At 43.9% G+C, this 26,266-nt stretch carries 30 protein-coding genes; 20 read left to right on the forward strand and 10 right to left on the reverse strand.

Features of this window, described 5'->3' with window-relative positions; genetic code table 11:
• Positions 1–3 precede the first annotated feature (3 nt).
• From F7R58_RS12265 to F7R58_RS12295, 7 genes are all read left to right on the forward strand, one after another.
• The gene (locus F7R58_RS12265; RefSeq protein ID WP_158065195.1) at positions 4–423 is read left to right on the forward strand and encodes a SufE family protein; all 420 of its coding nucleotides are present in this window, start codon (positions 4–6) and stop codon (positions 421–423) included.
• Positions 420–1,385 carry a glycosyltransferase family 9 protein gene (locus tag F7R58_RS12270; RefSeq protein ID WP_229723818.1) on the forward strand — a complete coding sequence of 322 codons (966 nt, stop codon included), beginning with the start codon at positions 420–422 and terminating at the stop codon, positions 1,383–1,385. Before F7R58_RS12265 ends, F7R58_RS12270 begins: the two co-directional genes overlap by 4 nt.
• 178 nt (positions 1,386–1,563) lie before the next feature.
• On the forward strand, positions 1,564–3,330 hold the full coding sequence (gene mutL, locus F7R58_RS12275; RefSeq protein ID WP_158065196.1) for a DNA mismatch repair endonuclease MutL: 1,767 nt from the start codon (positions 1,564–1,566) through the stop codon (positions 3,328–3,330).
• Between the two features lie 6 nt (positions 3,331–3,336).
• Entirely contained in the window at positions 3,337–4,071 is a 735-nt protein-coding gene (locus F7R58_RS12280) for a rhomboid family intramembrane serine protease (protein WP_187695239.1), read from the forward strand.
• 2 nt (positions 4,072–4,073) lie between these two features.
• Positions 4,074–5,045 carry an endonuclease/exonuclease/phosphatase family protein gene (locus F7R58_RS12285; RefSeq protein WP_158065198.1) on the forward strand — a complete coding sequence of 324 codons (972 nt, stop codon included), beginning with the start codon at positions 4,074–4,076 and terminating at the stop codon, positions 5,043–5,045.
• Positions 5,046–5,048: 3 nt separating this feature from the next.
• Positions 5,049–5,366 (forward strand): hypothetical protein, encoded by a 318-nt coding sequence (locus F7R58_RS12290; RefSeq protein ID WP_158065199.1) that lies wholly within the window; start codon positions 5,049–5,051, stop codon positions 5,364–5,366.
• 15 nt (positions 5,367–5,381) lie between these two features.
• A complete protein-coding gene (locus F7R58_RS12295; protein WP_229723819.1) occupies positions 5,382–5,735 on the forward strand; it encodes a hypothetical protein in 354 nt (117 codons plus the stop codon).
• Here the strand turns inward: F7R58_RS12295 and F7R58_RS12300 are convergent.
• The 3 genes from F7R58_RS12300 to pepT all read right to left on the reverse strand — a co-directional run bounded on the left by F7R58_RS12300 (position 5,732) and on the right by pepT (position 9,127).
• The gene (locus F7R58_RS12300) at positions 5,732–7,252 is read right to left on the reverse strand and encodes a GH3 auxin-responsive promoter family protein (protein WP_158065201.1); all 1,521 of its coding nucleotides are present in this window, start codon (positions 7,250–7,252) and stop codon (positions 5,732–5,734) included. The two genes, F7R58_RS12295 and F7R58_RS12300, sit on opposite strands and share 4 nt — an antisense overlap.
• Before the next feature lie 117 nt (positions 7,253–7,369).
• On the reverse strand, positions 7,370–7,780 hold the full coding sequence (locus F7R58_RS12305) for a BrxA/BrxB family bacilliredoxin (RefSeq protein WP_158065202.1): 411 nt from the start codon (positions 7,778–7,780) through the stop codon (positions 7,370–7,372).
• A gap of 84 nt (positions 7,781–7,864) precedes the next feature.
• On the reverse strand, positions 7,865–9,127 hold the full coding sequence (gene pepT, locus F7R58_RS12310; protein ID WP_158065203.1) for a peptidase T: 1,263 nt from the start codon (positions 9,125–9,127) through the stop codon (positions 7,865–7,867).
• 157 nt (positions 9,128–9,284) lie between these two features.
• Between pepT and F7R58_RS12980 the strand changes: the two genes are divergently transcribed.
• The 4 genes from F7R58_RS12980 to F7R58_RS12325 all read left to right on the forward strand — a co-directional run bounded on the left by F7R58_RS12980 (position 9,285) and on the right by F7R58_RS12325 (position 11,483).
• Positions 9,285–9,515 carry a hypothetical protein gene (locus F7R58_RS12980; protein WP_187695240.1) on the forward strand — a complete coding sequence of 77 codons (231 nt, stop codon included), beginning with the start codon at positions 9,285–9,287 and terminating at the stop codon, positions 9,513–9,515.
• Between the two features lie 104 nt (positions 9,516–9,619).
• Complete coding sequence (locus F7R58_RS12315; protein WP_158065204.1) at positions 9,620–10,468, forward strand: hydroxymethylglutaryl-CoA lyase; 849 nt, start codon at positions 9,620–9,622, stop codon at positions 10,466–10,468.
• A 6-nt stretch (positions 10,469–10,474) separates the two neighbouring features.
• Positions 10,475–11,077, forward strand: coding sequence for an energy transducer TonB (locus F7R58_RS12320; RefSeq protein WP_158065205.1), 603 nt, complete (start codon positions 10,475–10,477; stop codon positions 11,075–11,077).
• Positions 11,078–11,081: 4 nt separating this feature from the next.
• A complete protein-coding gene (locus tag F7R58_RS12325) occupies positions 11,082–11,483 on the forward strand; it encodes an OsmC family protein (protein WP_158065206.1) in 402 nt (133 codons plus the stop codon).
• A 3-nt stretch (positions 11,484–11,486) separates the two neighbouring features.
• Here F7R58_RS12325 and F7R58_RS12330 read toward each other — a convergent pair whose 3' ends face one another.
• Positions 11,487–11,813 (reverse strand): SUF system Fe-S cluster assembly protein, encoded by a 327-nt coding sequence (locus tag F7R58_RS12330; RefSeq protein ID WP_158065208.1) that lies wholly within the window; start codon positions 11,811–11,813, stop codon positions 11,487–11,489.
• A gap of 3 nt (positions 11,814–11,816) precedes the next feature.
• Entirely contained in the window at positions 11,817–12,515 is a 699-nt protein-coding gene (locus F7R58_RS12335; protein WP_158065210.1) for a 3'-5' exonuclease, read from the reverse strand.
• Between the two features lie 160 nt (positions 12,516–12,675).
• Here F7R58_RS12335 and F7R58_RS12340 point away from each other — a divergent pair, with 160 nt between their 5' ends.
• The 3 genes from F7R58_RS12340 (at position 12,676) to F7R58_RS12350 (ending at position 15,057) form a co-directional block, all read left to right on the forward strand.
• On the forward strand, positions 12,676–14,211 hold the full coding sequence (locus tag F7R58_RS12340; protein WP_158065212.1) for a YifB family Mg chelatase-like AAA ATPase: 1,536 nt from the start codon (positions 12,676–12,678) through the stop codon (positions 14,209–14,211).
• A gap of 42 nt (positions 14,212–14,253) precedes the next feature.
• A complete protein-coding gene (locus tag F7R58_RS12345; protein ID WP_158065214.1) occupies positions 14,254–14,544 on the forward strand; it encodes a hypothetical protein in 291 nt (96 codons plus the stop codon).
• A 66-nt stretch (positions 14,545–14,610) separates the two neighbouring features.
• Entirely contained in the window at positions 14,611–15,057 is a 447-nt protein-coding gene (locus F7R58_RS12350) for a hypothetical protein (RefSeq protein WP_158065216.1), read from the forward strand.
• 28 nt (positions 15,058–15,085) lie between these two features.
• Here F7R58_RS12350 and F7R58_RS12355 read toward each other — a convergent pair whose 3' ends face one another.
• The 4 genes from F7R58_RS12355 to F7R58_RS12370 form a co-directional block, all read right to left on the reverse strand.
• Positions 15,086–15,589 carry a GNAT family N-acetyltransferase gene (locus F7R58_RS12355; protein WP_158065218.1) on the reverse strand — a complete coding sequence of 168 codons (504 nt, stop codon included), beginning with the start codon at positions 15,587–15,589 and terminating at the stop codon, positions 15,086–15,088.
• A 126-nt stretch (positions 15,590–15,715) separates the two neighbouring features.
• Entirely contained in the window at positions 15,716–17,896 is a 2,181-nt protein-coding gene (locus F7R58_RS12360) for a S46 family peptidase (protein ID WP_158065220.1), read from the reverse strand.
• Positions 17,897–18,004: 108 nt separating this feature from the next.
• Positions 18,005–18,994, reverse strand: a complete 990-nt coding sequence (locus F7R58_RS12365) for a hypothetical protein (RefSeq protein ID WP_158065222.1) — start codon at positions 18,992–18,994, stop codon at positions 18,005–18,007.
• Between the two features lie 42 nt (positions 18,995–19,036).
• Positions 19,037–21,172 carry a S46 family peptidase gene (locus F7R58_RS12370; protein WP_158065223.1) on the reverse strand — a complete coding sequence of 712 codons (2,136 nt, stop codon included), beginning with the start codon at positions 21,170–21,172 and terminating at the stop codon, positions 19,037–19,039.
• A 113-nt stretch (positions 21,173–21,285) separates the two neighbouring features.
• On the opposite strand from F7R58_RS12370, the gene F7R58_RS12375 reads away from it, so the two are divergent.
• The 5 genes from F7R58_RS12375 (at position 21,286) to F7R58_RS12395 (ending at position 25,030) form a co-directional block, all read left to right on the forward strand.
• Positions 21,286–21,555, forward strand: coding sequence for a SemiSWEET family sugar transporter (locus F7R58_RS12375; RefSeq protein WP_187695241.1), 270 nt, complete (start codon positions 21,286–21,288; stop codon positions 21,553–21,555).
• Positions 21,556–21,587: 32 nt separating this feature from the next.
• Positions 21,588–22,808, forward strand: a complete 1,221-nt coding sequence (hflX, locus tag F7R58_RS12380; protein ID WP_158065227.1) for a GTPase HflX — start codon at positions 21,588–21,590, stop codon at positions 22,806–22,808.
• A 39-nt stretch (positions 22,809–22,847) separates the two neighbouring features.
• The gene (locus tag F7R58_RS12385; protein ID WP_158065229.1) at positions 22,848–23,540 is read left to right on the forward strand and encodes a DNA alkylation repair protein; all 693 of its coding nucleotides are present in this window, start codon (positions 22,848–22,850) and stop codon (positions 23,538–23,540) included.
• Positions 23,537–23,887 (forward strand): DUF6122 family protein, encoded by a 351-nt coding sequence (locus tag F7R58_RS12390; RefSeq protein WP_317132562.1) that lies wholly within the window; start codon positions 23,537–23,539, stop codon positions 23,885–23,887. The genes F7R58_RS12385 and F7R58_RS12390 overlap by 4 nt, the downstream gene beginning before the upstream one ends.
• A gap of 66 nt (positions 23,888–23,953) precedes the next feature.
• Positions 23,954–25,030, forward strand: a complete 1,077-nt coding sequence (locus tag F7R58_RS12395) for a calcium:proton antiporter (RefSeq protein WP_158065230.1) — start codon at positions 23,954–23,956, stop codon at positions 25,028–25,030.
• An 85-nt stretch (positions 25,031–25,115) separates the two neighbouring features.
• On the opposite strand, the gene F7R58_RS12400 is transcribed toward F7R58_RS12395, so the two are convergent.
• Complete coding sequence (locus tag F7R58_RS12400) at positions 25,116–25,496, reverse strand: group III truncated hemoglobin (protein WP_158065232.1); 381 nt, start codon at positions 25,494–25,496, stop codon at positions 25,116–25,118.
• Between the two features lie 208 nt (positions 25,497–25,704).
• Between F7R58_RS12400 and F7R58_RS12405 the strand changes: the two genes are divergently transcribed.
• On the forward strand, positions 25,705–26,196 hold the full coding sequence (locus tag F7R58_RS12405; RefSeq protein ID WP_158065499.1) for a YkgJ family cysteine cluster protein: 492 nt from the start codon (positions 25,705–25,707) through the stop codon (positions 26,194–26,196).
• Positions 26,197–26,266 lie beyond the last annotated feature (70 nt).

Consider the following 26,266-nt stretch of genomic DNA (forward strand, 5'->3'; position numbering starts at 1 on the left):
ACTATGACAATTAAAGAGAAACAGCAGGAGCTGATTGATGAGTTTGAATTTCTGGAAGACTGGGAGCAAAAATACGAATACCTGATTGACCTGGGGAAACAGCTCAACAGCTTTCCCGAAGATAAGAAGACTGATGAAAATCTCATTAAAGGCTGTCAGTCCAAAGTTTGGATAGACGCCAGTTTCCGTGACGGAAAACTGTTTTTCAACGCGGACTCCGACGGAATTCTGCCCAAAGGGATTGTAGCACTGCTTACTTCCATCTACAGCGGACACACTACTGAAGAAATCCTGGCTTCTGATTTTGATTTTATCTCAAAGATCGGACTGCAGGAGTTTCTTTCGCCCTCACGCGCCAACGGGCTGATGGCTATGACCAAGCAAATTAAATTTTACGCTGTCGCATATCAACTGAAATCGTGAGTACCGTTCTTGCATACCGGTTTTCTGCATTTGGCGATGTGGCAATGGCCGCCATCGTAATCCGTGAGTTTGTAGAGCAAAATCCGGACGTACGTTTGGTAATGGTCTCCCGGGAACATTTCAAACCTCTGTTCGGCGGTATTCCCAACTTATTTTTCAAAGGAGTAAATCTTGACGATTTTAAAGGATTCTTTGGCATGCAGCGACTTGCGACACAGCTTATAAGGGAATTCAGCCCAACGCATATTGCGGATTTGCATGATGTGATACGTACCAAAATCCTTGACAGGAAATTTGCTAGAAAAGGTTTTAACGTTGCAGTAATTAATAAGGGTAAGGAAGAAAAGGAAATACTTACTGACATCTGGAACCTGGAAAAACAGCAGTTGCGAAGTACAGTAGAACGTTATGCGGATGTTTTCAGAGAACTGGGTTTCGGCCTGACTCTTTCACATAAACTGAGGACGGACAGCAAGCCCCGGTCGGGTGTTGGTTTTGCCCCTTTTGCACAGCATAAAGGGAAGATGCTGCCACTGGACAAATCTTATGAACTGGCCCGGCTTCTGGCAAAGAAATATGAAGTCTATTTTTTTGGCGGCGGAAAGGATGAGACTGAAACTTTGAGCAAGTGGGAAAAACAGATTCCCAATACAAGAAGTTTGGCTGGTAGCCTCACGCTTAGTCAGGAACTGGAAAAAATATCCTGTCTTGACGTCATGATCTCAATGGATTCAGCAAATATGCATCTGGCCAGCCTGGCCGGAACACGGTGCATATCGGTTTGGGGATCTACGCACCATTTTGCCGGCTTTCTGGGATACGGTCAGAGTGAAGACGACATTGTTCAGGTTAAAGACCTAACCTGCAGACCCTGTTCTGTCTTTGGAGACCGGGAATGTTTCCGCGGCGACTATGCCTGCCTGCAGGAAATCCATATCCAGCAGATACTGAACAAGCTTTAAATTAGGTACAGGGTAATTATCCCTGATAAATTTCTGTAAAACTCAGGTGCGGATGAACCACCATCCTCCATTTCCTAAAGTCTCGCTTCCGGACATGCGCTGAAGTTATGCCAACTGCGGACCTTTTGCATGCGTTTTCCTTTACAATTGATTATTTTTGCCAATTAAGCACCTTAAAATGTCAGATATCATACAGCTTTTACCGGATCACGTTGCCAACCAGATTGCGGCAGGTGAAGTGGTACAGAGACCGGCCTCCATTGTAAAGGAGCTGCTGGAAAATGCAATTGATGCCGGTGCTTCCAAAATTGAACTCATTGTCCGTGAAGCCGGCCGAAACCTGATACAGGTGGTTGATGACGGTGCAGGAATGTCTGAAACTGATGCACGTATGGCGTTTGAAAGACATGCCACCTCCAAGATTAGGACGACTGAAGATATATTTAAGATTTCAACCAAAGGCTTCCGCGGCGAGGCTTTGGCTTCAATAGCCGCCGTAGCCCAGGTGGAACTCAAAACAAAAAAAGAAGGCGCCACCGTAGGGACCAACATCTATATCGAGGGTGGCGGCCTGCAGTTTCAGGAACCTGTACAAACCGTGGCCGGCTCTAATTTCTGTGTAAAAAACCTGTTCTACAACGTTCCCGCGCGCCGGAAGTTCCTTAAGAACAATAATGTGGAGTTCCGTCACATCATGGATGAATTCCACCGCGTGGCACTGGCACATGAGCATATTGAATTTTCACTTTTCCACGACGATGACCCGGTGTTCCGCTTACGCAAAGGTTCGCAGATGCAGCGTATTGTGGAAATCTTCGGCCGTAAACTGCATCCACTCCTGATTCCGGTAAAGGAAGATCTGGGTTGGGTGAAACTGGACGGTTTTGTGGCCAAGCCTGAGGGTGCGAAGAAAGTACGCGGTGAACAGTTTTTCTTTGTGAACGGCAGGTTTTTCCGCAGTCCCTATTTAAACAAGGCCGTTCAGGAAGCTTTTGAAGGACTTTTACTGCCCGGTCTGATTCCTACATTCTTCCTCTACCTGGAGTTGGATCCGGAGAAGATTGACGTTAATATTCATCCACAAAAAACAGAAGTAAAATTTGAGGATGAACATGTAATCTTTGCCCTCGTCCGTTCCACGGTAAAGAAAGCATTGGGTATTTATAATATCGCTCCCAGCCTGGATTTTGACCGTGACCCGCAGATGGACTTTTTCAGTACTCCAAAACAGGGTAGCGACATCGGTTTCCGGATGCCGGAGATCCAGGTAGACCGCAATTACAATCCCTTCCGCGACGAGACACAGGTGAAAAGTGAAGAGATACAGAACCTGGCGCAGATGTACCATCATACCATTGAAGCGGCACCGTCTAAGATCAATCTGTTTGAAGATGAAGATTTTGACGAAGATTTGATGCGGCTTCCAAACGGTTACTGGCTGCTTAATAAAGGCGAAAAGACACTGATGCTAGATTTAGGCAGGATGCACCGACTGGTGGTGACCGAGCAAAACCGGAACAGAAAAAAGGAACAGGTTTCCCATTCTCTTCTGTTCTCCCTGGAGTACCACATGAATGAAATCGAAAAAAACAAATACAAATCAATAAAGAAATTCCTGCCCGAACTCGGATTTGACATCAAGGTTGCACACGAGAACGTACTTCGTGTACACGCTGTTCCTACCGGCTTGAAAGAAACTCAGGTCGTGAAGTTTATTGAGGAACTTTTTGAAATCATGGAATACCGTACCGAAGATCAGTTCATGGAGTTCTATAACGGCAAATGGAGTAAGATGCAGAGTAAGTCCCGTTTTGACTTCATTTATAAAAATGACGCGGAGCAGGTAATCCGCGATTTTTCGCAGCTTGGATTTCCGGCGTATCTCCCGGATGGGAAATGCTGTTATGTGGAGCTTCCGCTGGAGGATTTGAAAAATAAATTTTAAGAAATTATGTTCAGAGAGATCACCCCACTGGTTAAGGCCATTATCATAATTAACGCGGTCCTGTTTATCCTGACCTACTATATATATCCTAACCTGCTTTATTATCTGGCAGCCTATTACCCGATGTCCGAAAGTTTCAAAAGCTGGCAGATCATCACCCATATGTTTACCCACGGTGGCTGGATGCACCTGCTCTTCAACATGTTTACCCTGTTCAGTTTCGGACCTGTACTCGAGAAAATCCTGGGTCAGCGTAAATTCATAATATTCTACCTTGTTTGTGGTCTGGGCTCCTTTGTAATCTACAATTTGTGGAATTATTTCCAGATCATGCAGCTTGCGCGCGAACTTACAGCTACGAATGTCAATCCCGCGGCGGTTTTTGCCAATGCCGATATCTTCAATATTAATAACGCCTTTTACAATTCCCTGAATCCGGATGGTAAACAGCTGTTTCAGTTGCTTGTAACTCCTATGGTAGGCGCTTCCGGAGCCATTTTTGGGGTGATTACCGCATTTGCGATCCTCTTTCCGAATGCCGAACTGATGTTGATGTTCATTCCGGTACCTATAAAAGCGAAAGTGTTATTGCCCATAGTCATTGCGGGCTCCCTGTATTTGGGTTTCAGCCAGTTTGAAGGTGATAATATTGCGCACTTCGCGCACCTGGGCGGAGCTCTGATCGGATTTCTCTGGATACGGAACTGGAAAAGCAATCAAAACCGCTTCGACAGATTTTAAGAATGATCGTCCGCAAATTTTTTGTGCTTGCGCATACGGCCGTTGTGATGCTGTTAGCCGCCACATTGCTGAATGCCTATATTCCGCCGTCGGTGCTTCCGGGACTGAACCTGCTTTCTCTTGCGTTCCCGGGCCTGTTTGCCGTACATCTTTTATTGTGCCTCTTTTGGATATTTTTATGGAAGAAGCAGGCCGTGCTCTTTCTGGCCGTGTCAATTCTATTCCTGAATCCCGTCCGCAGGTGGCTGAACTACAATCCCCAATCAGCAGACATCCCCACTTTGAAGGTCGTTTCGGCCAATCTGAAAACCGGAAAACTTGGCGAAATGGCCGCTGCTGACTATCTGAACGAAACCGGTGCGCACCTGATGATTCTTCAGGACCCTGGTGAAGTACAGAATATGATAGGTCTCGCCCACAAATCAAGAGATTATTGGGTAGTCTCTACATCCTCGGCTACGGAAATTATCGCACAGGGACCACTCTTTGGGGAAGATGGCTATTCTTTTTATGCAGACATCAAACATCAGGGCAAAGTGATCCGCGTCATAAATGTTTATCTAACTCCTTTCTTCTTTGACAAAAACAAAGTGCGCCCCGCAGAGGATCTGGAAAAAAACAGAAGCAAGGCAAAATATATACTTAAGCGCCTTATTCCAACCTTCAGAATTCACGAAGATGAAGTGGATCTTATTGCTGATGCCGTGCGAAAATCACCTTATCCTGTAATTTTGGCAGGAGATTTTAATGCAGTACCTAATTCGTATGAATATTATACGCTGTTGGGCGATTTGAAAGATGCTTTTGTGGAAGTTGGCAGGGGTTCTGCTACGAGTTTCCATGACTATAAAGTGCCGATAAGGATTGATTATATTTTTACATCTGAAAGCATAAAGGCCATAAGCTTCCGTGTGGAACGGAATGTAAAAATATCTGACCACTTTCCAGTGATTGCTGAATTTAAAATTGAGTAAAAGATGAAAAAGTTCATTTTTATTTACGTTTTATTAATGATATCCTGTTCTGAAAAAAAATCCGTGAGCCGTGCTGCAGCGGTGGATGAGGATGTGCACGCAGAGTATGACACCGTGCCTATTGACTCGTTTTCGCCCGGAGCAACTTCGGCCGCAGTGGCTGCAGGGATGCGGCAGTCTGTGATCCGAAGTACAGATTCAGCAGCCGACTTACAGAAGGATGAGAAGGAGACCGCGAATAAAGCGGATGTGACAATCCGGACGGAAACCGGTCCGGATATGTCTGCATCTTCAGAGAAAACATCTCAACAAAATCCATGATATTAATTTAACCAAATGACAAATACTATGAAAAAGCTGATGATTACGGGAACTATTTCGCTCGTCTTAACCGCCTGCACAAAGTCTGAAACGAAGACGGAAACAATAGAAAATCCCGACGGCACTGTAACTACCACAGTGGTTGAGAATGAAGAAACGACCGGACTGGATACCGTTGCCATTACCAACACCCTGGAGACCGCTAAGGAAAAACTTAACATAGCCGGCGAGAAAATAGAAAAGGCAGCCGATAAAGCCGGTACCGAACTGCAAAAGGCCGGTGAAGATGTGAAAGTAGCCACGAAAAAAGGTGCTGAAAAGGTAGAACGCTCTGCCGAAAAAGCAGAGGCAGACCTTAAGAACAACTAATCTGCTGCGTTCAGCCTGAGAAGCGGTTCAATATACTCCCGGTCATTGCTTAACCGGGGTACTTTGTTCTGTCCGCCCAATTTACCCCTTTCGGACATCCAGCTGTAGAAAAGTTTCGGTCTGGCAACGTGGATAATTGGTTTGCTAAGGGTCATATTATTATATCGCTTGGCTTCATAATCAGAGTTGATTGATTTCAGATGATTATCAAAAACTTCTCTAAAGAGGTCCATATCCCTCGGAGCGTTGCAGAATTCAAAGATCCACTCATGAGCCCCACTTTGGCCGTCTTTCATGAAAACCGGTGCCCCGGTGTAATCAGACACTGATGCTTGCGTAGCTTCGCAGGCCTTTTCAAGTGCAGCCTCTACATTATCAATCATGAGTTCTTCGCCAAAAGCATTGATATAATGCTTGGTACGGCCGGAAATTTTAATCCTGAACGGACTCAGGGAGGTAAATTTCACTGTATCCCCAATGAGGTAACGCCATAGCCCTCCGTTGGTAGTGATTACGATTGCGTAATTCTTACCTATTTCCACCTGTTCCAAAGGAATTGCCTGCAGGTCATCGGGGTTAAATCTATCCATGGGTATGAATTCATAGAAGATTCCGTAATCAAGCATCAGCAGCATCTCATCACTGCCGGACTGGTCCTGGATGCCGAAAAAACCCTCTGAGGCATTATAAATTTCGTAATAATTAATGTCTTTGCCAATTATACTGCGGTACTGCTCTCGATAGGGTTTAAAGCTGATGCCTCCATGGAAAAACACTTCCAGATTGGGCCACAGTTCGCTTATACTGCGCAGTCCGGTATCTGCCAATATACGCTGCAGCAATACCAGCATCCAGCTGGGCACACCGGTAAGACTTCCCACGTCTTCATTTCTCACCTCCGTTACAATTGCCTTCAGTTTACTTTCCCATTCGGACATGAGTGAGGTCTTCTTGCTGGGTGTAGTCGTAATTTCAACCCAAAACGGAAGATTCTCGATCATAATAGCCGAAAGGTCACCAAACTTCGTGTTAAAATCCTGGTAGAGCTCGGCACTGCCACCCAGCCTCAGGTTTTTGTTAAGGAAAAGCGTATTATCGGGATGGTTGTTCGCATAGATGGAAAGCAGGTCTTTACCTGCCTTGAAATGACATTGATCAAGACTTTCGTCGGAAATAGGTATGAATTTGCTTTTGGCATTGGTGGTACCCGAGGATTTTGCAAACTGCTTAATCTGCCCCGGCCAGAAAACATCTTTTTCACCTTTTCTTGCGCGTTCAATATAAGGTTCAAAGTCCTCATAAGCCACCACCGGCACACGATCCTTAAAATCATTATACGAACTGATGGAACTGAAACCGTGGATCTGGCCGTATTCCGTGTTTTCGGCATGGAAAAGCTGCGAAAAAAGGACACCATTCTGCGTCTCGATGGGATTTTTGATAAAGTTTTCAATCTGATCTATCCTTTGTTTGATAAACCAGTTTACGACAGAATTGAACAGTGCTTTGGTTGCCATCTTCAAATATAACTGATTTCCGGAAAATGCAGGTAAAAAAAAACAGGCTAAAACATTAATGCACAAAAAAAACCGCGGCTGAAATTCAGCAGCGGTCCTGTCGTAAACTTTTCGGTTTTAGCAGTACTCGTCGTAAGCCGACTGAAGATTTGCTGCAATTGCACCTGCAGGGTTACCTTCAATGTGGTGACGCTCCAGCATGTGTACCAATTCACCATCCTTGAAAAGCGCGATGCACGGTGAGCTGGGAGGGAACGGCGCCAGGTGTTTTCTGGCTTCGGCGACAGCTTCACCATCAAAACCTGCAAAAACAGTAACCAAGTGATCAGGCTTTTTGTCACCGGTTAGTGAGAAAACAGCACCCGGCCTGGCAGCACCTGCCGCACAGCCGCATACGGAGTTAATCATAAGCAAAGTGGTTCCGGGTTTTGCCAAAGCCTCATTTACAGCTTCAGCAGAAGTTACGTCCTGGAAACCTTTATCAGTAAGTTCTGCCTTCATTGGCATAACCAATTCTTCTGGATACATATTTATATAATTTTAGGTTGTTAATAATGAGGTATCAAAACCATTCCAAACGATAAGTGTGGACATTTTGACAACGCCTATCTTCTAATTTGTCTTTTTAACGGCCTTAGCAATATTCACAATTACTTTCACCGCTTTTTCCATCGTTTCCAGCGCGACGTATTCATAAGGCCCGTGGAAGTTCATGCCGCCCGCAAAGATATTAGGACACGGCAATCCCATATATGAAAGTTGGGCACCATCGGTTCCGCCGCGAATCGCCTTGATCTTTGGCTCTACATTGGCATCTTTCATGGCCTGTGCAGCAATATCGATGATGTGCATTTTGCCCTCAAACTGCTGCTTCATATTGCGGTACTGCTCTTTAATCTCTATTTCAGCAGTTCCTTCGCCATACTTCGCATTAAACTCGGCCACCTTCTCTGTCATCAGGTTCTTTCTGGCCTCAAATTTCTCTTCGTCATGATCACGGATTATATACTGGATTTTCGCCTCAGAAACATCCGATTTCAGGTCTGTTAAATGATAAAAACCATCAAATCCTTTTGTGGTGGACGGCGTTTCGTTGGCCGGTAACATTTGAATAAATTCAGCCGCAAGCAATGAAGCATTGACCATTTTCCCGAAAGCATAGCCCGGGTGCACACTCAGTCCGTGAATTTTAACTACAGCTCCCGCAGCGTTGAAGTTCTCATATTCCAGTTCTCCCGCTTCGCTTCCGTCCATTGTATAAGCCCATTCGGCACCGAACTTCTTCACATCAAACTTGTGTGCGCCACGGCCAATTTCCTCATCGGGTGTAAATCCAATGGCGATCCTGCCGTGTTTGATTTCCGGATGCGCCAGCAGATACTCTGCCGCTGTCACAATTTCAGCAACTCCGGCTTTATCATCTGCTCCAAGCAAGGTTGTTCCGTCGGTAGTGATGAGCGTTTTACCTACATATTGCTTCAGCCTTTCGAACTTTGATGAAGAAAGGGTAAAGCCGGTCTCTTTATTCAGAAGAAGGTCACCACCGTCATAATCGTCCCAGATCTGGGGCTTTACTCCTTCGCCATTAAAATCCGGTGAGGTGTCATAATGCGCGATAAAACCAACTACAGGCTCATCATCATTTTCGATATTTGAAGGGATGTAGGCGTAGATATAACCATTCTCATCAAGTTCTACATTTTCCAGTCCAAGAGACTGCAGCTCTTCAAAAATATATTTCGCGATATCCCACTGCTGCGGTGTGGAGGGTGTGGACTCACTTTCAGGGTCGCTGGTGGAATATATTTTAACGTAATTGATGAAACGGTTCTGGAGTTTCAGTTTCCACTCCAGGTTGAATTCTATGGTCTGCATGTCTCTCTTGGTTTTGTGTATAGCAAAGTTAATGAATTATGTTTTACCGCACCGCAGTCAGATATTACCCATGCATGAAACCGCATTACGGCCGGATGATTATTTATGTGCCATGCAGTTCTTTGGCGGATGCCGAAAATTGCTATCTTTGTAAGTTATGAAGCCAATTCTTGATAAGTCCGGGGTTATGAGATTGCTGATAATAACTTTCGCAGCACTGGCAATGTTTGTTGACCATCTATACTTCAAATTAGCATTAATCTTAGGAGCATTAATCCTGTTTTTAATTAAAAATTACAGAAATAAAACCGCTCTGACTTATTTCGTATTTGTAATAGGATTGGGCATCATAGGAGCCCTTGTGGTTCAGAACATTGTGGTGACGTAATAATGCTCCCTACAACATTGTAATCACAGGCCTGCATAGTATTCTGTGCGGGACTTTTCATTCCCTGTAAATTGGTTATCTTTGAAATCAATTAAACTTACTCAATGTTTCTCACCGAATGTCCACGTGATGCAATGCAGGGTTGGAAGGATTTTATACCGACGGCTCAAAAAATCGACTATATAAACACTCTGATGTCAGTTGGTTTTGATGTATTGGATTGCGGCAGTTTTGTTTCGCCTAAATCCATACCTCAGATGGCCGACACCAGTGAAGTTCTGGCGAATATTGACAAAAGCAACTCGAATACAAAACTTTCGGTGATTGTAGCTAATGTGCGCGGAGCAGAAAAGGCACTTACACATACAAATGTAGACATCCTCGGTTTTCCGTTTTCTATTTCTGAAACATTCCAGCAGCGCAACACAAACAAGGACAGAGAGGAGGCTTTCCTGCAGATTACAGAAATCCTGAATCTTGCCAAAAATGAAAATAAGGAACTGAATGTCTATTTCTCAATGGCTTTCGGAAATCCGTACGGCGACCACTGGAGTTGGGAGGAGGTAGATCAATGGGCGAAGCGCTTTTCCGAAATCGGTGTCCGCAACATCCTTTTATCCGATACTACAGGGACAGGAACACTTGAGGACATCGAACTTCTGTTCAGCAAAATCCCGTCAGGGTATGCTGATGTTGATTTTGGTGCACACTTTCATAACCGGTACGAAGACTCCTATAAAAAACTGAAGGCTGCTTATGATAACGGTTGCCGCCGTTTCGATTCAGCGATCAAAGGGATTGGTGGCTGCCCGATGGCAAACGACGATCTGGTAGGGAACATGCCCACCGAGCAGATCATTAACTTTATGGCGCTGGAAAAAATAAGTCACTCACTTAATCTTCTTCACTTTGAAAGTGCATACAACAAAGCGAAGGATGTATTTCATTTCTAAAATTTTATGTGTAAAAATATATTAACTCTTATTGTCTTTTTCTTATTTTCTCTAACGATGGGTCAAACCTCTGCCGTTTTTGAATTACGTAAGTTGAATAAAAGATACGATTCAATCCTGATCGCTTATCAGCAAAGAGCGAAAGATTCTCTTTCGGGTCATTCCAAGAAGGACAGGCTTAAAATAATGGCGCTATATGAGCAGAAGGTAAATAAGCAGAGACGCCAACAAAATCTGGCCTATCTCGATAAAATAAAATTAGAAGAAGATACTTCTTCCGGGACACCAGCTAAAAGAGACATAAAGTGTAAAAGTATGGGTAATTTCGGACCTCCCAACTTTAAACGCAACAGCAAGTATAAAGCAACGGAATCTCCGCAGGTAAGCGCCGTACCTCATTTTCTTGGAGAAGTCAAATCCGTTGTGACATTTATTGTTGACGAAGAAGGCACTGTTAAAAATGTGAGGGCAAACGGTGAAAATGAAGATTTTAACCGTGAAATTGAATTGATGTTTTACACGATGGAAAAGAAATGGACCCCCGTCTGTGTTGGTGGATTTGCGCAGGCCAATCGCTTCATATTACCTATAACACAAACAGCAGAATAGATTTATGACATCAAAAATAAAATACATAGGTGGCTTCCGCTGCGAATCAGAACATTTACAGTCCAGCTCACTCATTGTGACTGATGCTCCTACTGATAATCAGGGCAAGGGTGAGGCATTTTCACCCACGGACCTTTGCGCAGCTTCTCTGGCGCAGTGCATGCTGACCACGATTGCCATTCTCGGCAAAAACAAAGGAATTAATATGGAGGGCGCCTATGCGGAAATACAAAAGATAATGACCGCAGCCCCACGTAAAATTGGCGAGATCGAATGTGACCTCTATTTTGCCAGCGGACATACCGATGACCAAAAGCAGTTTATTGAGAATACTGCCATGAACTGTCCGGTAGCGCTTTCGCTGCACCCGGACTTAAAGAAGACTGTTCGCTTCCACTTCGGGTAGTCTTTAAAACATTCCCAGTTCAAAACGGGCTTCCTCGCTCATCATATCCTTGTTCCAGGAAGGCTCGAAGGTAAGTTCAAGATCAACGCTCTTCACACCCTCAACTTCGGAAACCTTTTCACGTACTTCGGCCGGAAGGCTTTCCGCCACAGGACAGTTTGGAGTTGTAAGGGTCATAATCACCTTTACATCACCTTCTTCTGAAATCTGAACATCGTAGATAAGGCCGAGTTCGTAGATGTCTACCGGGATTTCAGGATCGTATACGGTCTTGAGGTTTTTTATGATATTTTCGCCAATATCGGCAATCTGATCGTCTGTTAAATTCATCTTTTAAGTCTCACTTCTGATTAACAAATCTTCCTGACGCATTCGCCGGAAAACATTTGCCAAAGTTAAGACATCTTTCTCACAATATTGAACTATTCTAAATAAGTCTTTCTCGATGTGATAAATCGATGAAACCATTGAGCCGTCAATATCATCTTTTGGTGTCGGGATTCCAAAGACGCTGGCCAGCAGTTCCAGTGAAACGTAGGACTTGTAGTCCCCAAATTTCCAAAGCTCCATGGTGTCCAGGTGCGGAATTTCCCAGGGTTTTTTGCCAAACATCTGAAAGGGTTTCGGTGGCTCCATGCCATTGATAAGGAAACGCCGCGCAATCCACGGAAAATCGAATTCCTTACCATTGTGAGCGCACAATATAACATCGCGAAGTTTGGGCCTGTTAAAGATATCCCCGAATTCTTCCAGTATACTTTTTTCATTATCATCTGCAAAACTCCTGATCAAGAGCTTTCCATTCTTTTCCACCATTCCTACCGAGATGCAGATAATCTTTCCGAATTCAGCCATTACGCCGGCCCTTTCCATGTAGAAATCTTCCGCTGTAATCTCATTTTTGCGTTGGTGAAATGTCTTTTTGTCCCAAAGTCTCTTCTCACTTTCCGGCAAATCTTCCCAGGCCGAAGCATTGGGCACAGTTTCAATGTCCAGAAAAAGGACTTTTTCAATCGGGATATGCTGTATCATTAAACAGAATTTTTCTGGATTCTCTGATTTTCCGTGCACAATAATCCACGAATGGATTTATACTTTCGGAAATTTCTCAATAAAGTAAAGAAAAAAAGGGTGAAAACACTTAATCGCCGGTAAGCAATAATGTTTAAATTTACATGTAAAATGCGCAAATATGCTTGTAAAAATCTATGGGAGTGCCATTTACGGAGTAACTGCACAGACGATTACGATAGAGGTGAGCGTAGATACGCCCGGCGTGGGCTACAATTTGGTGGGTCTGCCGGACAATGCAATTAAGGAGAGCAGTTACAGGATTTCGGCAGCGCTTAAAAATGTAGGTTACAAAGTTCCGGGGAAGAAAATCACAATCAATATGGCTCCCGCAGATCTGAGGAAAGAAGGCTCGGCATATGATCTCAGCATCGCGCTTGGAATCCTGGCAGCTTCGGATCAGATAAATTCAGATACTATTGCCGATTATATCATAATGGGCGAACTTTCACTTGACGGCGGTCTGCAGCCTATTAAAGGAGTTTTGCCTATCGCTATAAAAGCCAGAGAGGAAGGCTTTAAAGGATTTATCCTGCCCAGGCAGAATACCCGTGAGGCTGCCATTGTGAGCAATCTTGAAGTTTACGGCGTAGAGAATATCAGCGAGGTCATTGACTTCTTCAACAAAGGCATACCTCTGGTAAGGACGGAAATAGATACGCGAAAGGAATTTCAGGACAAGATCAACTATTTCCCGTTTGATTTTTCGGAAGTGAAGGGACAGGAAACCGCCAAACGTGCCATGGAGGTAGCAGCGGCCGGTGGTCACAATATAATCCTGATCGGTCCGCCGGGCAGCGGCAAAACCATGCTGGCCAAGAGAGTCCCCAGCATCCTGCCCCCTTTCACACTGAAAGAAGCCCTGGAGACGACCAAAATCCATTCGGTAGCCGGAAAAATAGGCTCTGAAACTTCACTCATGACGGTAAGGCCCTTCCGAAGTCCCCATCATACAATATCTGATGTGGCCCTCGTAGGCGGGGGCAGTTACCCCCAGCCCGGCGAAATCTCCCTGGCCCATAACGGGGTCCTGTTTCTGGACGAGATGCCGGAATTTAAACGAACGGTACTGGAGGTCATGCGTCAGCCGCTGGAAGACAGGGTTGTTACCATTTCCCGTGCAAAATTTACCGTAAACTATCCCGCCAGCTTCATGCTTGTAGCCAGCATGAACCCAAGCCCCAGCGGCTACTTCCCGGACGATCCGAACAACACCTCCACCTCTTTCGAGATGCAGCGCTATATGAACCGGCTGTCTGGTCCGCTGCTGGACAGAATTGATATCCATGTAGAGGTACAGAAAGTTGAATTTGAGCAGTTGGCCGACCGACGCAAAGGTGAGGACAGCCTAACCATACGGGAACGCGTAATGAAAGCACGTGAAGAGCAGAATAAGCGATATAAGGATCTTGAAATAAGTTACAATGCCCAGATGGGCCCAAAGGAAATTGAGCGCTTCTGCGAGCTAGATATGGACTCTCAAAATCTGATCAGGAATGCAATGGATAAACTGAGTCTTTCTGCCAGAGCCTATGACCGTATACTTAAGGTGGCACGTACAATCGCTGACCTGGAAGGGTTAACAAATATACAGAGCAGCCACATAGCCGAAGCAATACAGTACCGAAGCCTGGACAGGGAATTCTGGAATATATAATTTAGCAAAAACAACCAAGTAACTACTTTAAAAACATTTAAAATGGTAGCAAAACAATTTATTGAAGTCCTGATAAAATCTTTATTTTCGACCATACTCATTCTTTTTGCCATTAATCTGGGATCATTTTTCCTACAGCTCGGCAGCATCTGGATTTCCGACCAGAATGTTCATTCATTTGAATACAGTAATTTTACCTTTGCCCTTAACGCCCAGCCGGGTCATAACCAGTTTGAGCGTAACTATTTATTAGTTAACACTGCCATTTTCCTCATTACTACAGCCCTTGTATCCAGGAAAATCTATACCCGGAGAAAACAGATGGAAATGTAGAAAGCTTATCCAACATTCCTCCTGAAAACCTTTACAGGAAATTTCAACTTGAAAAAGAAATAAATTATGGAACTAAAATCGACATTTAATGATCCACGGGAACTACGATTAAATTCTCAGGCAAAAAAATTTTTAAGCGAGGCTGCCGGCTGGGCCCGATTCCTCTCGCTACTCGGTCTGGTACTGGTGGGCCTGCAGGCATTGGTTGTACTTTCGGCACTTTTGTTTGGTTCTTTTTCGGGTTTATCGATGGGACCATTTGAGGGGTCAGTAATCATGCTGATTTACGGATTGCTGGCCTTATTCTACTTTTTCCCGCTGTACTACCTCTTTCTCTTTTCAGGGCGGGCCAAACGTGCTGTCGCTTCAGATGATGAGATGGCACTTGAAGACTGTTTTGGCTATCTGAGGTCGCATTACAAGTTTATAGGAATTATCGTTATAATGATGCTTGCGGTATATGTGCTCGCATTAGCTGGTGTGGCAGCCGGAAGTCTTGAAAGTATATTTTAAGCACGGCTCTGCCATTCCTCTTTCGTAATCAGGTAGTAAAGAGTTCTTCAGGATCATTGGGGATAAACACTTTTTTCCTAAAGGTGAGTCCAAGCTTTTCAATCAGTTTTCTGGAAGCTAGATTTTCCTGAACTGTCAGTGCTGAAATTTCTTGCAGTCCGAAATCTCTGAATCCGGCATCAAGTATAACTTTGGCGGCTTCATAACCATAGCTCCGGCCATAATACTGCGGGAGGAAAGCGAAACCAATGTCCACTACCGCTACGCCTTCCCTGTGATAAAGTCCGCAACTGCCTATTTTTTCTCCATTCTCCTTCAGGATTACTGTATAATTGCCATAGCCTAATTTTTCAATTTGAGGAAAGGCTCTGTTTTTCAGATATTCCAAAGCATCTTCGGCCGTATTCAGGCTGCGGTCACCAACGAACTGAAGGAATTCCTGGGTATTATAGAGCCTGTGCGTTAACTCCGCATCACCCGCATTTGTAAGCCGCAGCCGCAGCCGCTCCGTTTCATAGGTTTGGTAGTCCATGTTCACTAGATTTAACTAAATAATTACTGTTCAGTCTGTATGCTGAAGGAAAAATAATTATATCAAAGCTACAAAAAAAGCTTCCCCGGTAGAGGAAGCCTTTTATCTGTGGTATTTGCTTTGAACTTATCTTTTTTTCTTCGTAAGCTCGCTGCCTTTCACTGGTTTAGGATGTTCGTTGGTTACGAAAGTCATTTCATCCACCAACCTTTTGGACCCTGCATATTTATCAATAATCCACATCACGAACCGGATATCTACGTTGATGGTCTTTTGGGAATCCTTTTCAAAAACAATATCGCCGGATAAAGCTTCAGAGTTACCGTCGAATGCGATTCCGATCAGGTTTCCTTCCGCATCAATAACCGGTGATCCTGAGTTTCCACCTGTGATATCGTGATCTGTCAGGAAGTTTACCGGCAGGTAACCTGCAGCATCGGCATAGATTCCGTAATCACGCATGGCATGCATGTCCATCACTTTTTTAGGAAGGTCAAACTCTTCATCACCTTCCTTGTACTTGTTTACAAGCCCCTGCATATCGGTATAGAAATTATCGGTAATCCCGTCGTAGTTTCTGTCCGGTCTTTGTGGCAAACGGTCCACCTTACCGTAGGTAAGTCTCATTGTTCCGTTAGCATCCGGGTAAAATACCTTGGTTGGGAAAGCCTTTCTGTAGCCGTCCATAAGCAGTCTGTTGTTTTTGGCAAAATTGGCTTCCACTTTTGCAAAACGGGTTCCCAGGGCTCTCACATCAGTAATATAAGCATTGGAAAGTTTGTAAAGCGGATCTGCATCCAGCTTAAGGGCGTCCGGATTCAATATAAAAGTAACAGCAGAAGCTTTATTGGCAAAAACAGAAGAATGCGCCTGCAGAGAAAGTGTCTCGGAGGCCTGAGCCAGCAAAGTACGTGAGGCCACATCCTTATTCACCTTGTTTTGATACAGATTCACGAGTGAGTTCAGCATCTCACCTTCCAGCTCCGGATCAAAATCCGCATAAAGTTCATTAACCGCCTCTTCCAACTGAGGTTTCATCGCAATCCTGTTATTAATGTCCTGCGCTGCATAAACCTTGAAAAGTGAGCCCAGCTGGAACGGAATCGTAATATATTTGGCATTCATCTGCAGTATACCGCTGTACATTCTTTCCACATTTCTGTTGGCTATCTGGTCGTAATAAACCTGGATATTGGGCAGTAGACCGCTGTACATGCTGTTGCTGGGTAAGGAAGCCCAATCTTGGAACTTTCTTTCCTCATTTTGCTTCTCGGCGATGGTTGAATTTTTTATTACCGCATCAATGGTTCCCTGTCTGTTTTTCCAGTAGTTGGCCACATTAGCATACTGCGAAGCATAATCAAGCTGTGTAGCTTTATTGCTGTCCATATACTTCTTCATTACCTTCATGGCAAGATTTGAGGCTTCTACCCAGGCCGGATAGTCGCTTCTGATCATTTTCTCAATACCAAAGGAAGTCAGATAACGGTTGGTTCTTCCCGGATAGCCAATAATCATTGAGAAATCACCCGGCTGAACTCCTTTAAGGGATACAGGAAGATGATGCTTAGGTTTCAGAGGCACGTTCTTCGGGTTGTACTCGGCAGGTGCGCCTTTAGCATCCGCATAAACTCTGAATACGGCAAAATCTGCCGTATGTCTTGGCCATTCCCAGTTATCAGTATCGCCTCCAAACTTACCCAGTGCGGAAGGTGGTGCGCCTACCAAACGAACGTCTTTATAATCCTGGTATACAAAATAGTAAAATTCATTGCCGTTAAAGAAATCCTTTACTACAACCGTATATTTCCCGTTCTCGGAATTTTCCTGCTGTATTGCCTTGTACTCAGCATCGATAACTGCCTTGCGTTGCTCGGCAGTCATATCGTTATTCAGTTTGGAATTGATTCTCTGTGTGGCGTCGTCCATACGGATAAGGAACCTTACATATAGGTCCTTAGCATTGAACTCATCGTTCTGGCGGTTTGCCCAGAATCCGTTTTTCAGGAAATCTTTTTCAGGAGTGGATGCAGCCGCAATCGCGTCATAGCCGCAGTGGTGGTTGGTAAAGATCAGACCCTGGTCGGAAACGATTTCACCCGTACAGAAGCCTCCAAAACTTACGATGGCATCTTTTAAAGATGAATTGTTAACGGAGTAGATTTCTTCCGGAGTCAGTTTTAAACCCTGCCTCTGCATGTCTACACCATTGAGTCTTTTAATAAGCATCATCAGCCACATTCCCTCATCGGCCTTCAGTTGCACAAAACTCAGAAGAAATGTAAACAGTAAAAATATTCTTTTCATTTTTAGATTTATTTAGCGTCGCTAATGTAGTAAAATTTTGAAAATTTTAAGGTTTGGATTGGGATTAAAGCAGTTATAAATAAATAAACCGCCGAAATAATCAGCGGTTTAGTCAGCTTTTGTTGTGCGGCATTCTTTCCATAATCTAATTAAGTCTTCTGCATATCTTCCCATAATAGGAACTGCTTTTTCTTTCTTTACTTCATAATACTTTTTTGGAAACTGCTGTTCACTATATCCCTTTTGTTGCTGATCCGTAAGACCTTTCTGACGCTGTATTTCAAAATAGACCGATTTATCAAAATTAATTTTCTCAGGTTCTATAGTATTACATTTCCAATCTTTGTAATAAAGTTCATCATGAGGTTTAACCGGGCTTGCCCACCGTCCATTTTTAGTTTTATAAACAGGGAAGAATTGATATTTTAAATGGATTAACTCATTACAAAATTCGCCAACAAAAATTAAGACAGTTTCATAGTTCTGAAATTGATATTCGTAAGTACTGTTATGATCATATGCAGTAAAAACTATATTCGAATCCGGATAGTAGTCAGAATATTGCTGTATAATTTTATATTCGGCTCTATAAGCGCTATCCCAAATATTTTCACAATAAGTAGAGGTGTCAATGTGAGATACATTTAACTTCTTCCCAACAAAAATGTATAGTTTGTCTGGTTGTTTATGTTCACATTGCTTAAGTTTTTTACAAGGTGCTGGCTTTAGAAAAACCTCTGTTTTTTTAGCAATAATATCTCCTACTTTATATTTTTGGGTGGCGAATTTGAATCTCCTAAAATATAAGGTGTCCGTTAATTTTGCATTAATGGTATAGTTTCCACCTGAATCTGGAATTGTGTGAAAATCTTTATTGTTAACCAACGCGTCAAACTCACTCTGATATTTTTTTGCAAATCCTTCATCCCTTGAGGCTTTTTCACGGAATTTTTGTAAAGTATCGTTTACAACAATTGAGATGAAATTGTTAATTGAATCTTTTGCAATTCCCCAAACTGTAACGGTCTGTTGGGCTTCGCTAAAAATTGAAACAAATATACTAAGAGCTAAAATTGTTTTACAAAATATAGTTTTCATTATACAAAAACCCCACTATACTTAGTGGGGCATTAATTCTAATTACTTTACAATTGTCATTTCGTCTAACAGGTGACCGGCGCCATAAAGCTTGTCGATAACCCACAGAACAAAACGTGAATCTACGTTAATTGTTTTCTGCCAGTCCTCTTCGAATACGATGTCTCCGGAAAGAGCTTCAGAGTTACCGTCGAATGCAAGACCGATAAGTTCGCCGTTGCCATTCATGATTGGGGAACCGGAGTTTCCACCGGTAATGTCATTATCAGACAGGAAATTCACGGGAAGGTAACCTGCAGGATCAGCATACTGACCATAATCTCTTTTGGCAGCCATATCAAGCAGTTCTTGAGGCAGGTCAAATTCTTCATCACCTTTCTTATACTTCTTCACCATACCGTCCAGGTCTGTATAGAAGTTATTGGTAACGCCGTTATAATCTCTGTCATCGCGTACCGGCAGGGTGGCCACTTTTCCGAAAGTTATTCTCATTGTTGAGTTGGCATCGGGGTAGAATTCCTGCTTAGGATGTGACTTACGAAGACCATCGAAGAAGAGACGGTTGCTGTCGCTGAATTTATCGTCATAAGAAGTATAGCGTTCTGCAGTGGCCCGGGAATCGGCAGTATAGCCGTTGGCAATTTTCAGAAGTGCATCGCTGTTCAGCTTTTCGGCATCCGGATTATTAAGGAAAGCCATTGCTGAAGCTTTGGTGGCAAAAATGGAGTTTTTAGCAACCTCATCCAAAAGCTCAGGATTAATGGTTTGAAGGGACGGAGCTCCAGCTTCATTTCTGACCTTAGCACGGTACAGTGACACCATTTCTTTAAGCATTTCCTGTTCCAGAGCAGGATTGAATTTTTCATAATTGGCGTTGATGCGGTCTGCAATGGCTTTCTTCATCTCCGCTTTTTTCCCAGCATCTGTTTCAGCTATATAATTTTTGAACATAGAACCGAAACCTGTAGCGAAGGACAGATATTTTGCGTTTCTGGTCATCTGTGCAGCGTAATTACGCTCAATTCCTCTGGCAGAAGTCTTGCGGTAATAATCCTGCATATCGGCGAGCACATTTCCGTAAAGATCCTTATTCTCAGATCTGTTAGCCCACGCCTGGAAAACCTCTTCAACTTTACGTTTGTCTTCAATCGTTCCGTTTTTGTTTACAGATTCGATGGTACCACCTCTGTTTTTCCAGTAGTTTGCTACAGAAGCATACTGTGAAGCATAGTTAAGTTTCGTAGCCTGGTCGCGGTCCATGTACTTCTTCATGACATCCATGGCCACTTTGGATGCATCTACCCAACCCGGATAATCTTTATTCACCAGCTGGTCAATACCGTATGAAGTCATAAAACGGTTGGTACGGCCAGGGTAACCTACGATCATTGTCATATCGCCCGGTTTAATGGGCTTTATGGAAACAGGAAGGTGGTGTTTAGGCTTAAACGGAATGTTGTATGGAGAATATTCCGCAGGGTTTCCGTTTACATCAGTATATACTCTGAAAACGGAGAAATCGCCGGTATGTCTAGGCCACTCCCAGTTGTCAGTATCGCCGCCGAATTTTCCGATGGAGTTAGGTGGGGTTCCTACCAGACGAACGTCCTTGAAATCCTGATACACAAAATAGTAGAACTCATTCCCGTTATAGAAATCCTTTACACTTACTACATATTTACCGTTTTCAGAATTCTCGGCCTGTATTTTTTTGTATTCTGCATCAATGATGTCCCTTCTTTCCTTCGCCGACATTTGGTTGTTAAGCAGCGCATTGATTCGGCTGGTCACATCGTCCATGCGAACCAGGAAACGAACAGAAAGTCCTTTGGCAGGAAGTTCCTCACTTTTCTTCATTGCCCAGAAACCATTGGTCAGGTGATCCTTTTCAGGAGTGGACAGTGCTGCAATCTGACCGTAACCACAGTGATGGTTGGTAAACACCAGACCTTCTCTGGAAACAATCTCAGCCGTACATCCGCCACCAAACTGAACGATGGCATCTTTCAGGCTGGCCTGATTTACGGAATAGATTTCTTCTGCAGTAAGTTTAAGTCCTTTTTTCTGCAAATCCTGTCCGTTCAGCCTTTTGATCAGCATCATCAGCCACATACCTTCATCAGCACGCATCTGTACGAAGCTCAGCATGAAGGTTAACAATAAAAATATTCTTTTCATTTTTAAAAATTATTTTAAGGCTGCTAATTTAATGCTTTTATTATAAACGCCTGCCCGATGGTACGAAAATGGCACGTTTCCGGAGAATAATCAGCATCTTTTTAAGAAAAACCATGGAAATTAATCCTGAAATCATCGGCTTTATAGCCGGCGGACTTTCCTCCGCTCTGTTTATTCCACAAATCATCAAGATACTTAGGGAAAAATCGGCCGAAGAAATTTCCCTCCTCACCTGCATCATAGGTATTGTAAGCTCTGCGCTTTGGCTTTGGTACGGAATCCTGCAGGACCATATTTCCATGATGGTTACCAACAGCATCGCGGTAGCTGCCACTGCGGTTCTCGTGGTCCTCAGGCTGATTTATAACGGCGAAAAAAACTAAATTTGTAATTCTACATTAATAAAGTAAACTATATGCTGGAAAATAAAGAACATTTGTACGAAAATGCAGTGCTGGTAGGCGTCATAACCCAACAGCAGGAAGAAGACAAGCTGATTGAATACATGGATGAACTGGAATTTCTGGCTCATACCGCCGGTGCTACGGTTGTGAAGCGTTTTACCCAGAAACTTACCCAGCCTGACTCCAAAACATTCATAGGCAGTGGGAAGGCTCAGGAAGTCCGCGACTATGTAAAGGAGCATGGGATTGGTACCGTAATCTTTGATGATGAACTTTCTCCCTCGCAACTTAAAAACCTGGAAAGGGAAATCGAAGTAAAAATTCTGGACCGCACCAACTTGATCCTGGACATTTTTGCGCAGCGCGCGCAGACCTCCTATGCCCGGACACAGGTCGAACTAGCACAATATCAATACCTTTTGCCTCGCCTGACCCGTATGTGGACCCACCTGGAAAGGCAGAAAGGGGGAATTGGGATGCGCGGACCCGGGGAAACGGAAATTGAGACGGACAGAAGGATCATCAGAGACCGGATCTCGCTGCTTAAAGAAAAATTAAAGACCATAGACAGACAGATGTCCACCCAGCGTAATAACCGTGGCAAAGTGGTGAGGGCTGCACTGGTGGGCTACACTAACGTGGGGAAATCCACACTGATGAATGCCCTTTCGAAATCAGATGTTTTTGCAGAAAACAAGCTTTTTGCCACCCTGGATACGACTGTACGGAAAGTGGTTATAGGTAATCTGCCTTTCCTGCTTACGGATACGGTTGGTTTTATCCGCAAATTACCCACACAGTTGGTTGAGAGTTTCAAATCCACACTGGATGAAGTTCGGGAAGCGGACCTGCTCATTCATGTAGTCGATATTTCACATGAGAGTTTTGAGGATCATATCGCCTCAGTAAACCAAATCCTTATGGAAATCAATGCCCATCAGAAACCGATGATCATGGTTTTCAATAAGATTGATGACTTCAGCTATGAAAAAAAGGAGGAGGATGACCTGACACCTGAATCCAGAAAAAACATCTCCCTTGCGGAATGGGAAAAGACGTGGATGTCCAAATCGAAGTATCCGACCGTGTTTATATCCGCACTTACCAAAGAGAATTTTGAGGAAATGAAAAAGATGATTTATGACGAAGTGCTGAAAATTCATATCTCGCGTTTCCCGTATAATGATTTCCTTTTCGAATATTTTGAAGATGAAACCGATCCTAATAACTAAGTATCCGTTATTCTTGTGAGTGCTGCAGATGAAATAAAAATGGCGCTGGCAGACCTTGCCCTTCCTGAAAAGGCAGCATTCTTCCCGCGCTTCTTTAAAGCCGGAAAAGGAGAATATGCTGAGGGCGATCAGTTTATAGGCGTAACCGTGCCCGACCAGCGAAAAGTTGCAAAAGAATTCCGGGATAAGATATCCGTAGAGGAACTGTCTGAAGTTTTAAGTTCGGAAATCCACGAACACCGTCACTGCGCCCTGTTGATTTTGGTCGCAAAATTTGAAAAGTCAAAAGACAGTAGTGAAAAAGAGGCGATGGTCAGCTTTTATCTTCAGCACAGGAAACATATCAACAACTGGGATCTGGTAGACAATTCATGCTATAAAATCCTGGGCCGGCACTGCTTCGATAAAGAAGATCACCGTATTCTTGAAGACCTTGCCACGGAAGAGGACCTATGGAGCAAGCGCATGGCAGTAGTTTCAACCATGCACTACGTTAAACGGGGTGAATTTGACCTTATGAAGAAGTTAGTTCTGAAAAACCTTAACCATCCGCACGATTTAATACATAAGGCAAACGGCTGGCTGCTGCGGGAAATGGGTGGTAAGAATGAAGCTGAATTGCTGGACTTCCTGAAGAAGCATTATAGAAAAATGCCCCGGACTACACTGCGATATGCGATTGAGAAGTTGGATGAGAGCATCAGGCAGGATTTTCTTAAAGGCCGGATATGATGGAAGACCTGTATTGGCTGAGAAGTTCGGTTCACTATTTCCTGCATTTCGTATTCCCATTTTTTCTGGCCATCACCTTTTTTAAGCCCTTTTGGCGCAAGGCCTACTTAATAATGATTGCCACCATGCTGGTAGACTTGGATCATCTGCTGGCTAATCCCGTTTTTGATCCTGACCGGAGCAGTGTGGGTTTTCATATTTTACATTCCTACCCTATGGTCGCGGTTTATTTTTTGGGCGTTGTTTTCCTTAAAGGAGTTTACCGTGTTTTTGCAGTCGGTCTCCTGTTTCATATGTTTACGGATTTTCAGGATTATCACCTTTGGAAGTTAATACAGGATTTTTGATTTGTTTTATCTAAAATATTTTGAAATAAAATAGATATTTTGTATAATTGTGAAAATCGTGACTTTATGAAATTCAGAAATTTACTTCACTGGACTGTTCTTTTTCCAATTATTTCCGCGCTGTTCTACTTGAGCGGCATATTAAATACATCAATTTTTACGAATGTGATTGGCGCCTTCCTGCTGTTCGGAACCGTTCTGGCAGCTGTGCATCATGCTGAAGTTGTGGCTCACCGCGTGGGCGAACCTTATGGGACCATTATACTGGCAATATGTATTACGATTCTGGAAGTTGGTCTTATCGTCTCATTTATGCTCTCGGGCAGCGAAGGAGCCATGACCTATGCCCGGGATACGGTATTTGCAGCCGTTATGCTTATCCTGAACGGTATTCTGGGAGTCTGCATCGTAGCGGGAAGTATGAAATATAAGGAGCAGTTTTTTATGCGCAGCTCTGCAACTACCTACCTCGTAAGTCTTGTTGCTATACTTGTACTTACGCTCATATTGCCCAATTATACCTCCAGCGTACGCGGGCCGTTTTATACAGAAACGCAGCTCGTCTTTATATCATTGGCCTGTCTGGTAATTTACGGCTCCTTTCTGATGTTCCAGACGGTCCGTCACAGGAATTACTTTGTTGTAGCAGAAGCTGATAAAACAGTGCATGAGGCCGACCCGCCCTCTAACTTTAAGACCATTTCCAGCTTGCTCCTGTTAATTATCTGTTTGGCTGTAGTGATATTCATGGCAAAAGGACTTTCACCCGTTATCGAGAATTTTGTAAAGACGGTGGGCGCGCCGCGGGCACTCGTAGGTGTCATTATTGCGTCGGTGGTACTGCTTCCGGAGGGACTGGCTGCCATCCGCGCGGCACGGAACAATCAAATACAGACTTCAATCAATTTAGGCCTGGGTTCCGCGCTTGCCAGTGTTGGGCTTACCATTCCCGCCATCTCGGTGGTTTGCATCATTTATGATATCCCATTTGTGCTTGGCCTGGATATGAAATCAATTATCCTGCTGGCGCTGTCTGTGTTTACGGTGATGCTGTCGCTGAGCCGCGGAAAAACAAATCACCTTTACGGCGCTGTGCTGCTGGTGAACCTTGCAGCCTACATCTTTTACGTAATAGTTCCTTAAACTAAAAACTATATCAGTACAAAATATAAAGAGGTGAGTTGATGGGTCACCTCTTTATTTATACCGTCTCCGACTGGCTGAAAAGCTATAGCTTCCGGGCCATTTCCATTTTATGTCCCATAAGATTCGCAATGTTTGTGGCTTTATAGATGGCCAGGTCCGCCATTTCGCCGCTGAAGTTTTCCTCCACGGTTTCCGTCCACAGTTTTATCCAGTGTGCAAAGTGTCTTTTTTCCATAGCCACTTTTTCATTTATAGGGAAATGCATGGCCATTGGATTGCCTTTGTAGGAAATCTGGCCAAACAAAAGCGTTTCCCAGAAGGCGTACATCTTAGGTAAGTGGTGGCTCCAGTCTACCTTTGCCACATCACTGAAAAAGAACCCAATGGTTTCATCACGGCCAACCTTATCATAAAATGTATTTACAAGGAATTCAATATCTTCCCTGCTTTCTAACTTTTTCATGCGGTAAAATTACGGCTTTTAAAACAGTCGGAATATGACTGCAGTCACTACTTGTTTTTTGGGCGGACATTTCGCGCTATGCGCTATTACTCCTCAGTCGGCGGCGCCGCTTCGCTGCGCCGCCTCCCTGCGGGGTAGCCGCTCCTATCGCGGCCGCAGGTTGCGCTGGAGATACACTTCTGAAATAAATATGGCGTATTTTTGCCGCATGGATCTTGAATTCTACAAAAATCAGGCGTCTTTGAAACAGAAAGACCACCGCAAAACGCTGGAGGCTCTGAAAAAGAAACCACCCAAAAACCTCGACTATCTGGTGCAGGAAGTCCATGAAGAAGTTTTTAGGAAGGTGGACTGCTTGCAGTGCGCCAACTGCTGCAAAACTACCGGTCCGCTATTCACCGACAAAGACACCGAACGTATCGCAAAACATCTGCGGATGAAAACCTCAGATTTTGAGTCCAGATATCTGAGGACCGACGAAGACGGCGACAAAGTGCTGCAAAAACTGCCCTGCTGGTTTTTAAATGCCGACAATACCTGCTCCATTTATGAAGTGCGGCCCAAAGCCTGCCGGGAATTTCCGCATACGGACCGGAAAAAGATATATCAGATCAATCACCTCACCATCCGGAATACTCTGATCTGTCCTGCCGCTTTTGAGTTTGTAGAAAAAATCCGGCTCCGCGCAGGACTGAGGTAATCCGGGCGGACGTATATCACCGTTCTTCATCAAAAAAGAGCAGATATAAAATCTGCCCTTTCATGAGTCC

Source organism: Chryseobacterium sp., from assembly GCF_008831505.1.
Classification (GTDB): Bacteria; Bacteroidota; Bacteroidia; order Flavobacteriales; family Weeksellaceae; genus Marnyiella.

Excerpts from the sequence above, each read along its gene's own strand:
- F7R58_RS12390 (WP_317132562.1), top strand. The coding sequence starts at position 23,537 with ATGATGGAAGACCTGTATTGGCTGAGAAGTTCGGTTCACTATTTCCTG.
- F7R58_RS12320 (WP_158065205.1), top strand. The coding sequence starts at position 10,475 with ATGTGTAAAAATATATTAACTCTTATTGTCTTTTTCTTATTTTCTCTA.
- F7R58_RS12335 (WP_158065210.1), bottom strand. The coding sequence starts at position 12,515 with ATGATACAGCATATCCCGATTGAAAAAGTCCTTTTTCTGGACATTGAA.
- F7R58_RS12400 (WP_158065232.1), bottom strand. The coding sequence starts at position 25,496 with ATGAAAAAGTTAGAAAGCAGGGAAGATATTGAATTCCTTGTAAATACA.
- F7R58_RS12325 (WP_158065206.1), top strand. The coding sequence starts at position 11,082 with ATGACATCAAAAATAAAATACATAGGTGGCTTCCGCTGCGAATCAGAA.
- F7R58_RS12385 (WP_158065229.1), top strand. The coding sequence starts at position 22,848 with ATGGCGCTGGCAGACCTTGCCCTTCCTGAAAAGGCAGCATTCTTCCCG.
- F7R58_RS12280 (WP_187695239.1), top strand. The coding sequence starts at position 3,337 with ATGTTCAGAGAGATCACCCCACTGGTTAAGGCCATTATCATAATTAAC.
- F7R58_RS12330 (WP_158065208.1), bottom strand. The coding sequence starts at position 11,813 with ATGAATTTAACAGACGATCAGATTGCCGATATTGGCGAAAATATCATA.
- mutL (WP_158065196.1), top strand. The coding sequence starts at position 1,564 with ATGTCAGATATCATACAGCTTTTACCGGATCACGTTGCCAACCAGATT.
- F7R58_RS12360 (WP_158065220.1), bottom strand. The coding sequence starts at position 17,896 with ATGAAAAGAATATTTTTACTGTTTACATTTCTTCTGAGTTTTGTGCAA.
- F7R58_RS12290 (WP_158065199.1), top strand. The coding sequence starts at position 5,049 with ATGAAAAAGTTCATTTTTATTTACGTTTTATTAATGATATCCTGTTCT.
- F7R58_RS12355 (WP_158065218.1), bottom strand. The coding sequence starts at position 15,589 with ATGGACTACCAAACCTATGAAACGGAGCGGCTGCGGCTGCGGCTTACA.
- hflX (WP_158065227.1), top strand. The coding sequence starts at position 21,588 with ATGCTGGAAAATAAAGAACATTTGTACGAAAATGCAGTGCTGGTAGGC.
- F7R58_RS12375 (WP_187695241.1), top strand. The coding sequence starts at position 21,286 with ATGGAAATTAATCCTGAAATCATCGGCTTTATAGCCGGCGGACTTTCC.
- F7R58_RS12300 (WP_158065201.1), bottom strand. The coding sequence starts at position 7,252 with ATGGCAACCAAAGCACTGTTCAATTCTGTCGTAAACTGGTTTATCAAA.
- F7R58_RS12305 (WP_158065202.1), bottom strand. The coding sequence starts at position 7,780 with ATGTATCCAGAAGAATTGGTTATGCCAATGAAGGCAGAACTTACTGAT.
- F7R58_RS12395 (WP_158065230.1), top strand. The coding sequence starts at position 23,954 with ATGAAATTCAGAAATTTACTTCACTGGACTGTTCTTTTTCCAATTATT.
- F7R58_RS12295 (WP_229723819.1), top strand. The coding sequence starts at position 5,382 with ATGACAAATACTATGAAAAAGCTGATGATTACGGGAACTATTTCGCTC.
- F7R58_RS12980 (WP_187695240.1), top strand. The coding sequence starts at position 9,285 with ATGAAGCCAATTCTTGATAAGTCCGGGGTTATGAGATTGCTGATAATA.
- F7R58_RS12365 (WP_158065222.1), bottom strand. The coding sequence starts at position 18,994 with ATGAAAACTATATTTTGTAAAACAATTTTAGCTCTTAGTATATTTGTT.
- pepT (WP_158065203.1), bottom strand. The coding sequence starts at position 9,127 with ATGCAGACCATAGAATTCAACCTGGAGTGGAAACTGAAACTCCAGAAC.
- F7R58_RS12340 (WP_158065212.1), top strand. The coding sequence starts at position 12,676 with ATGCTTGTAAAAATCTATGGGAGTGCCATTTACGGAGTAACTGCACAG.
- F7R58_RS12315 (WP_158065204.1), top strand. The coding sequence starts at position 9,620 with ATGTTTCTCACCGAATGTCCACGTGATGCAATGCAGGGTTGGAAGGAT.
- F7R58_RS12345 (WP_158065214.1), top strand. The coding sequence starts at position 14,254 with ATGGTAGCAAAACAATTTATTGAAGTCCTGATAAAATCTTTATTTTCG.
- F7R58_RS12405 (WP_158065499.1), top strand. The coding sequence starts at position 25,705 with ATGGATCTTGAATTCTACAAAAATCAGGCGTCTTTGAAACAGAAAGAC.
- F7R58_RS12285 (WP_158065198.1), top strand. The coding sequence starts at position 4,074 with ATGATCGTCCGCAAATTTTTTGTGCTTGCGCATACGGCCGTTGTGATG.
- F7R58_RS12370 (WP_158065223.1), bottom strand. The coding sequence starts at position 21,172 with ATGAAAAGAATATTTTTATTGTTAACCTTCATGCTGAGCTTCGTACAG.
- F7R58_RS12350 (WP_158065216.1), top strand. The coding sequence starts at position 14,611 with ATGGAACTAAAATCGACATTTAATGATCCACGGGAACTACGATTAAAT.
- F7R58_RS12265 (WP_158065195.1), top strand. The coding sequence starts at position 4 with ATGACAATTAAAGAGAAACAGCAGGAGCTGATTGATGAGTTTGAATTT.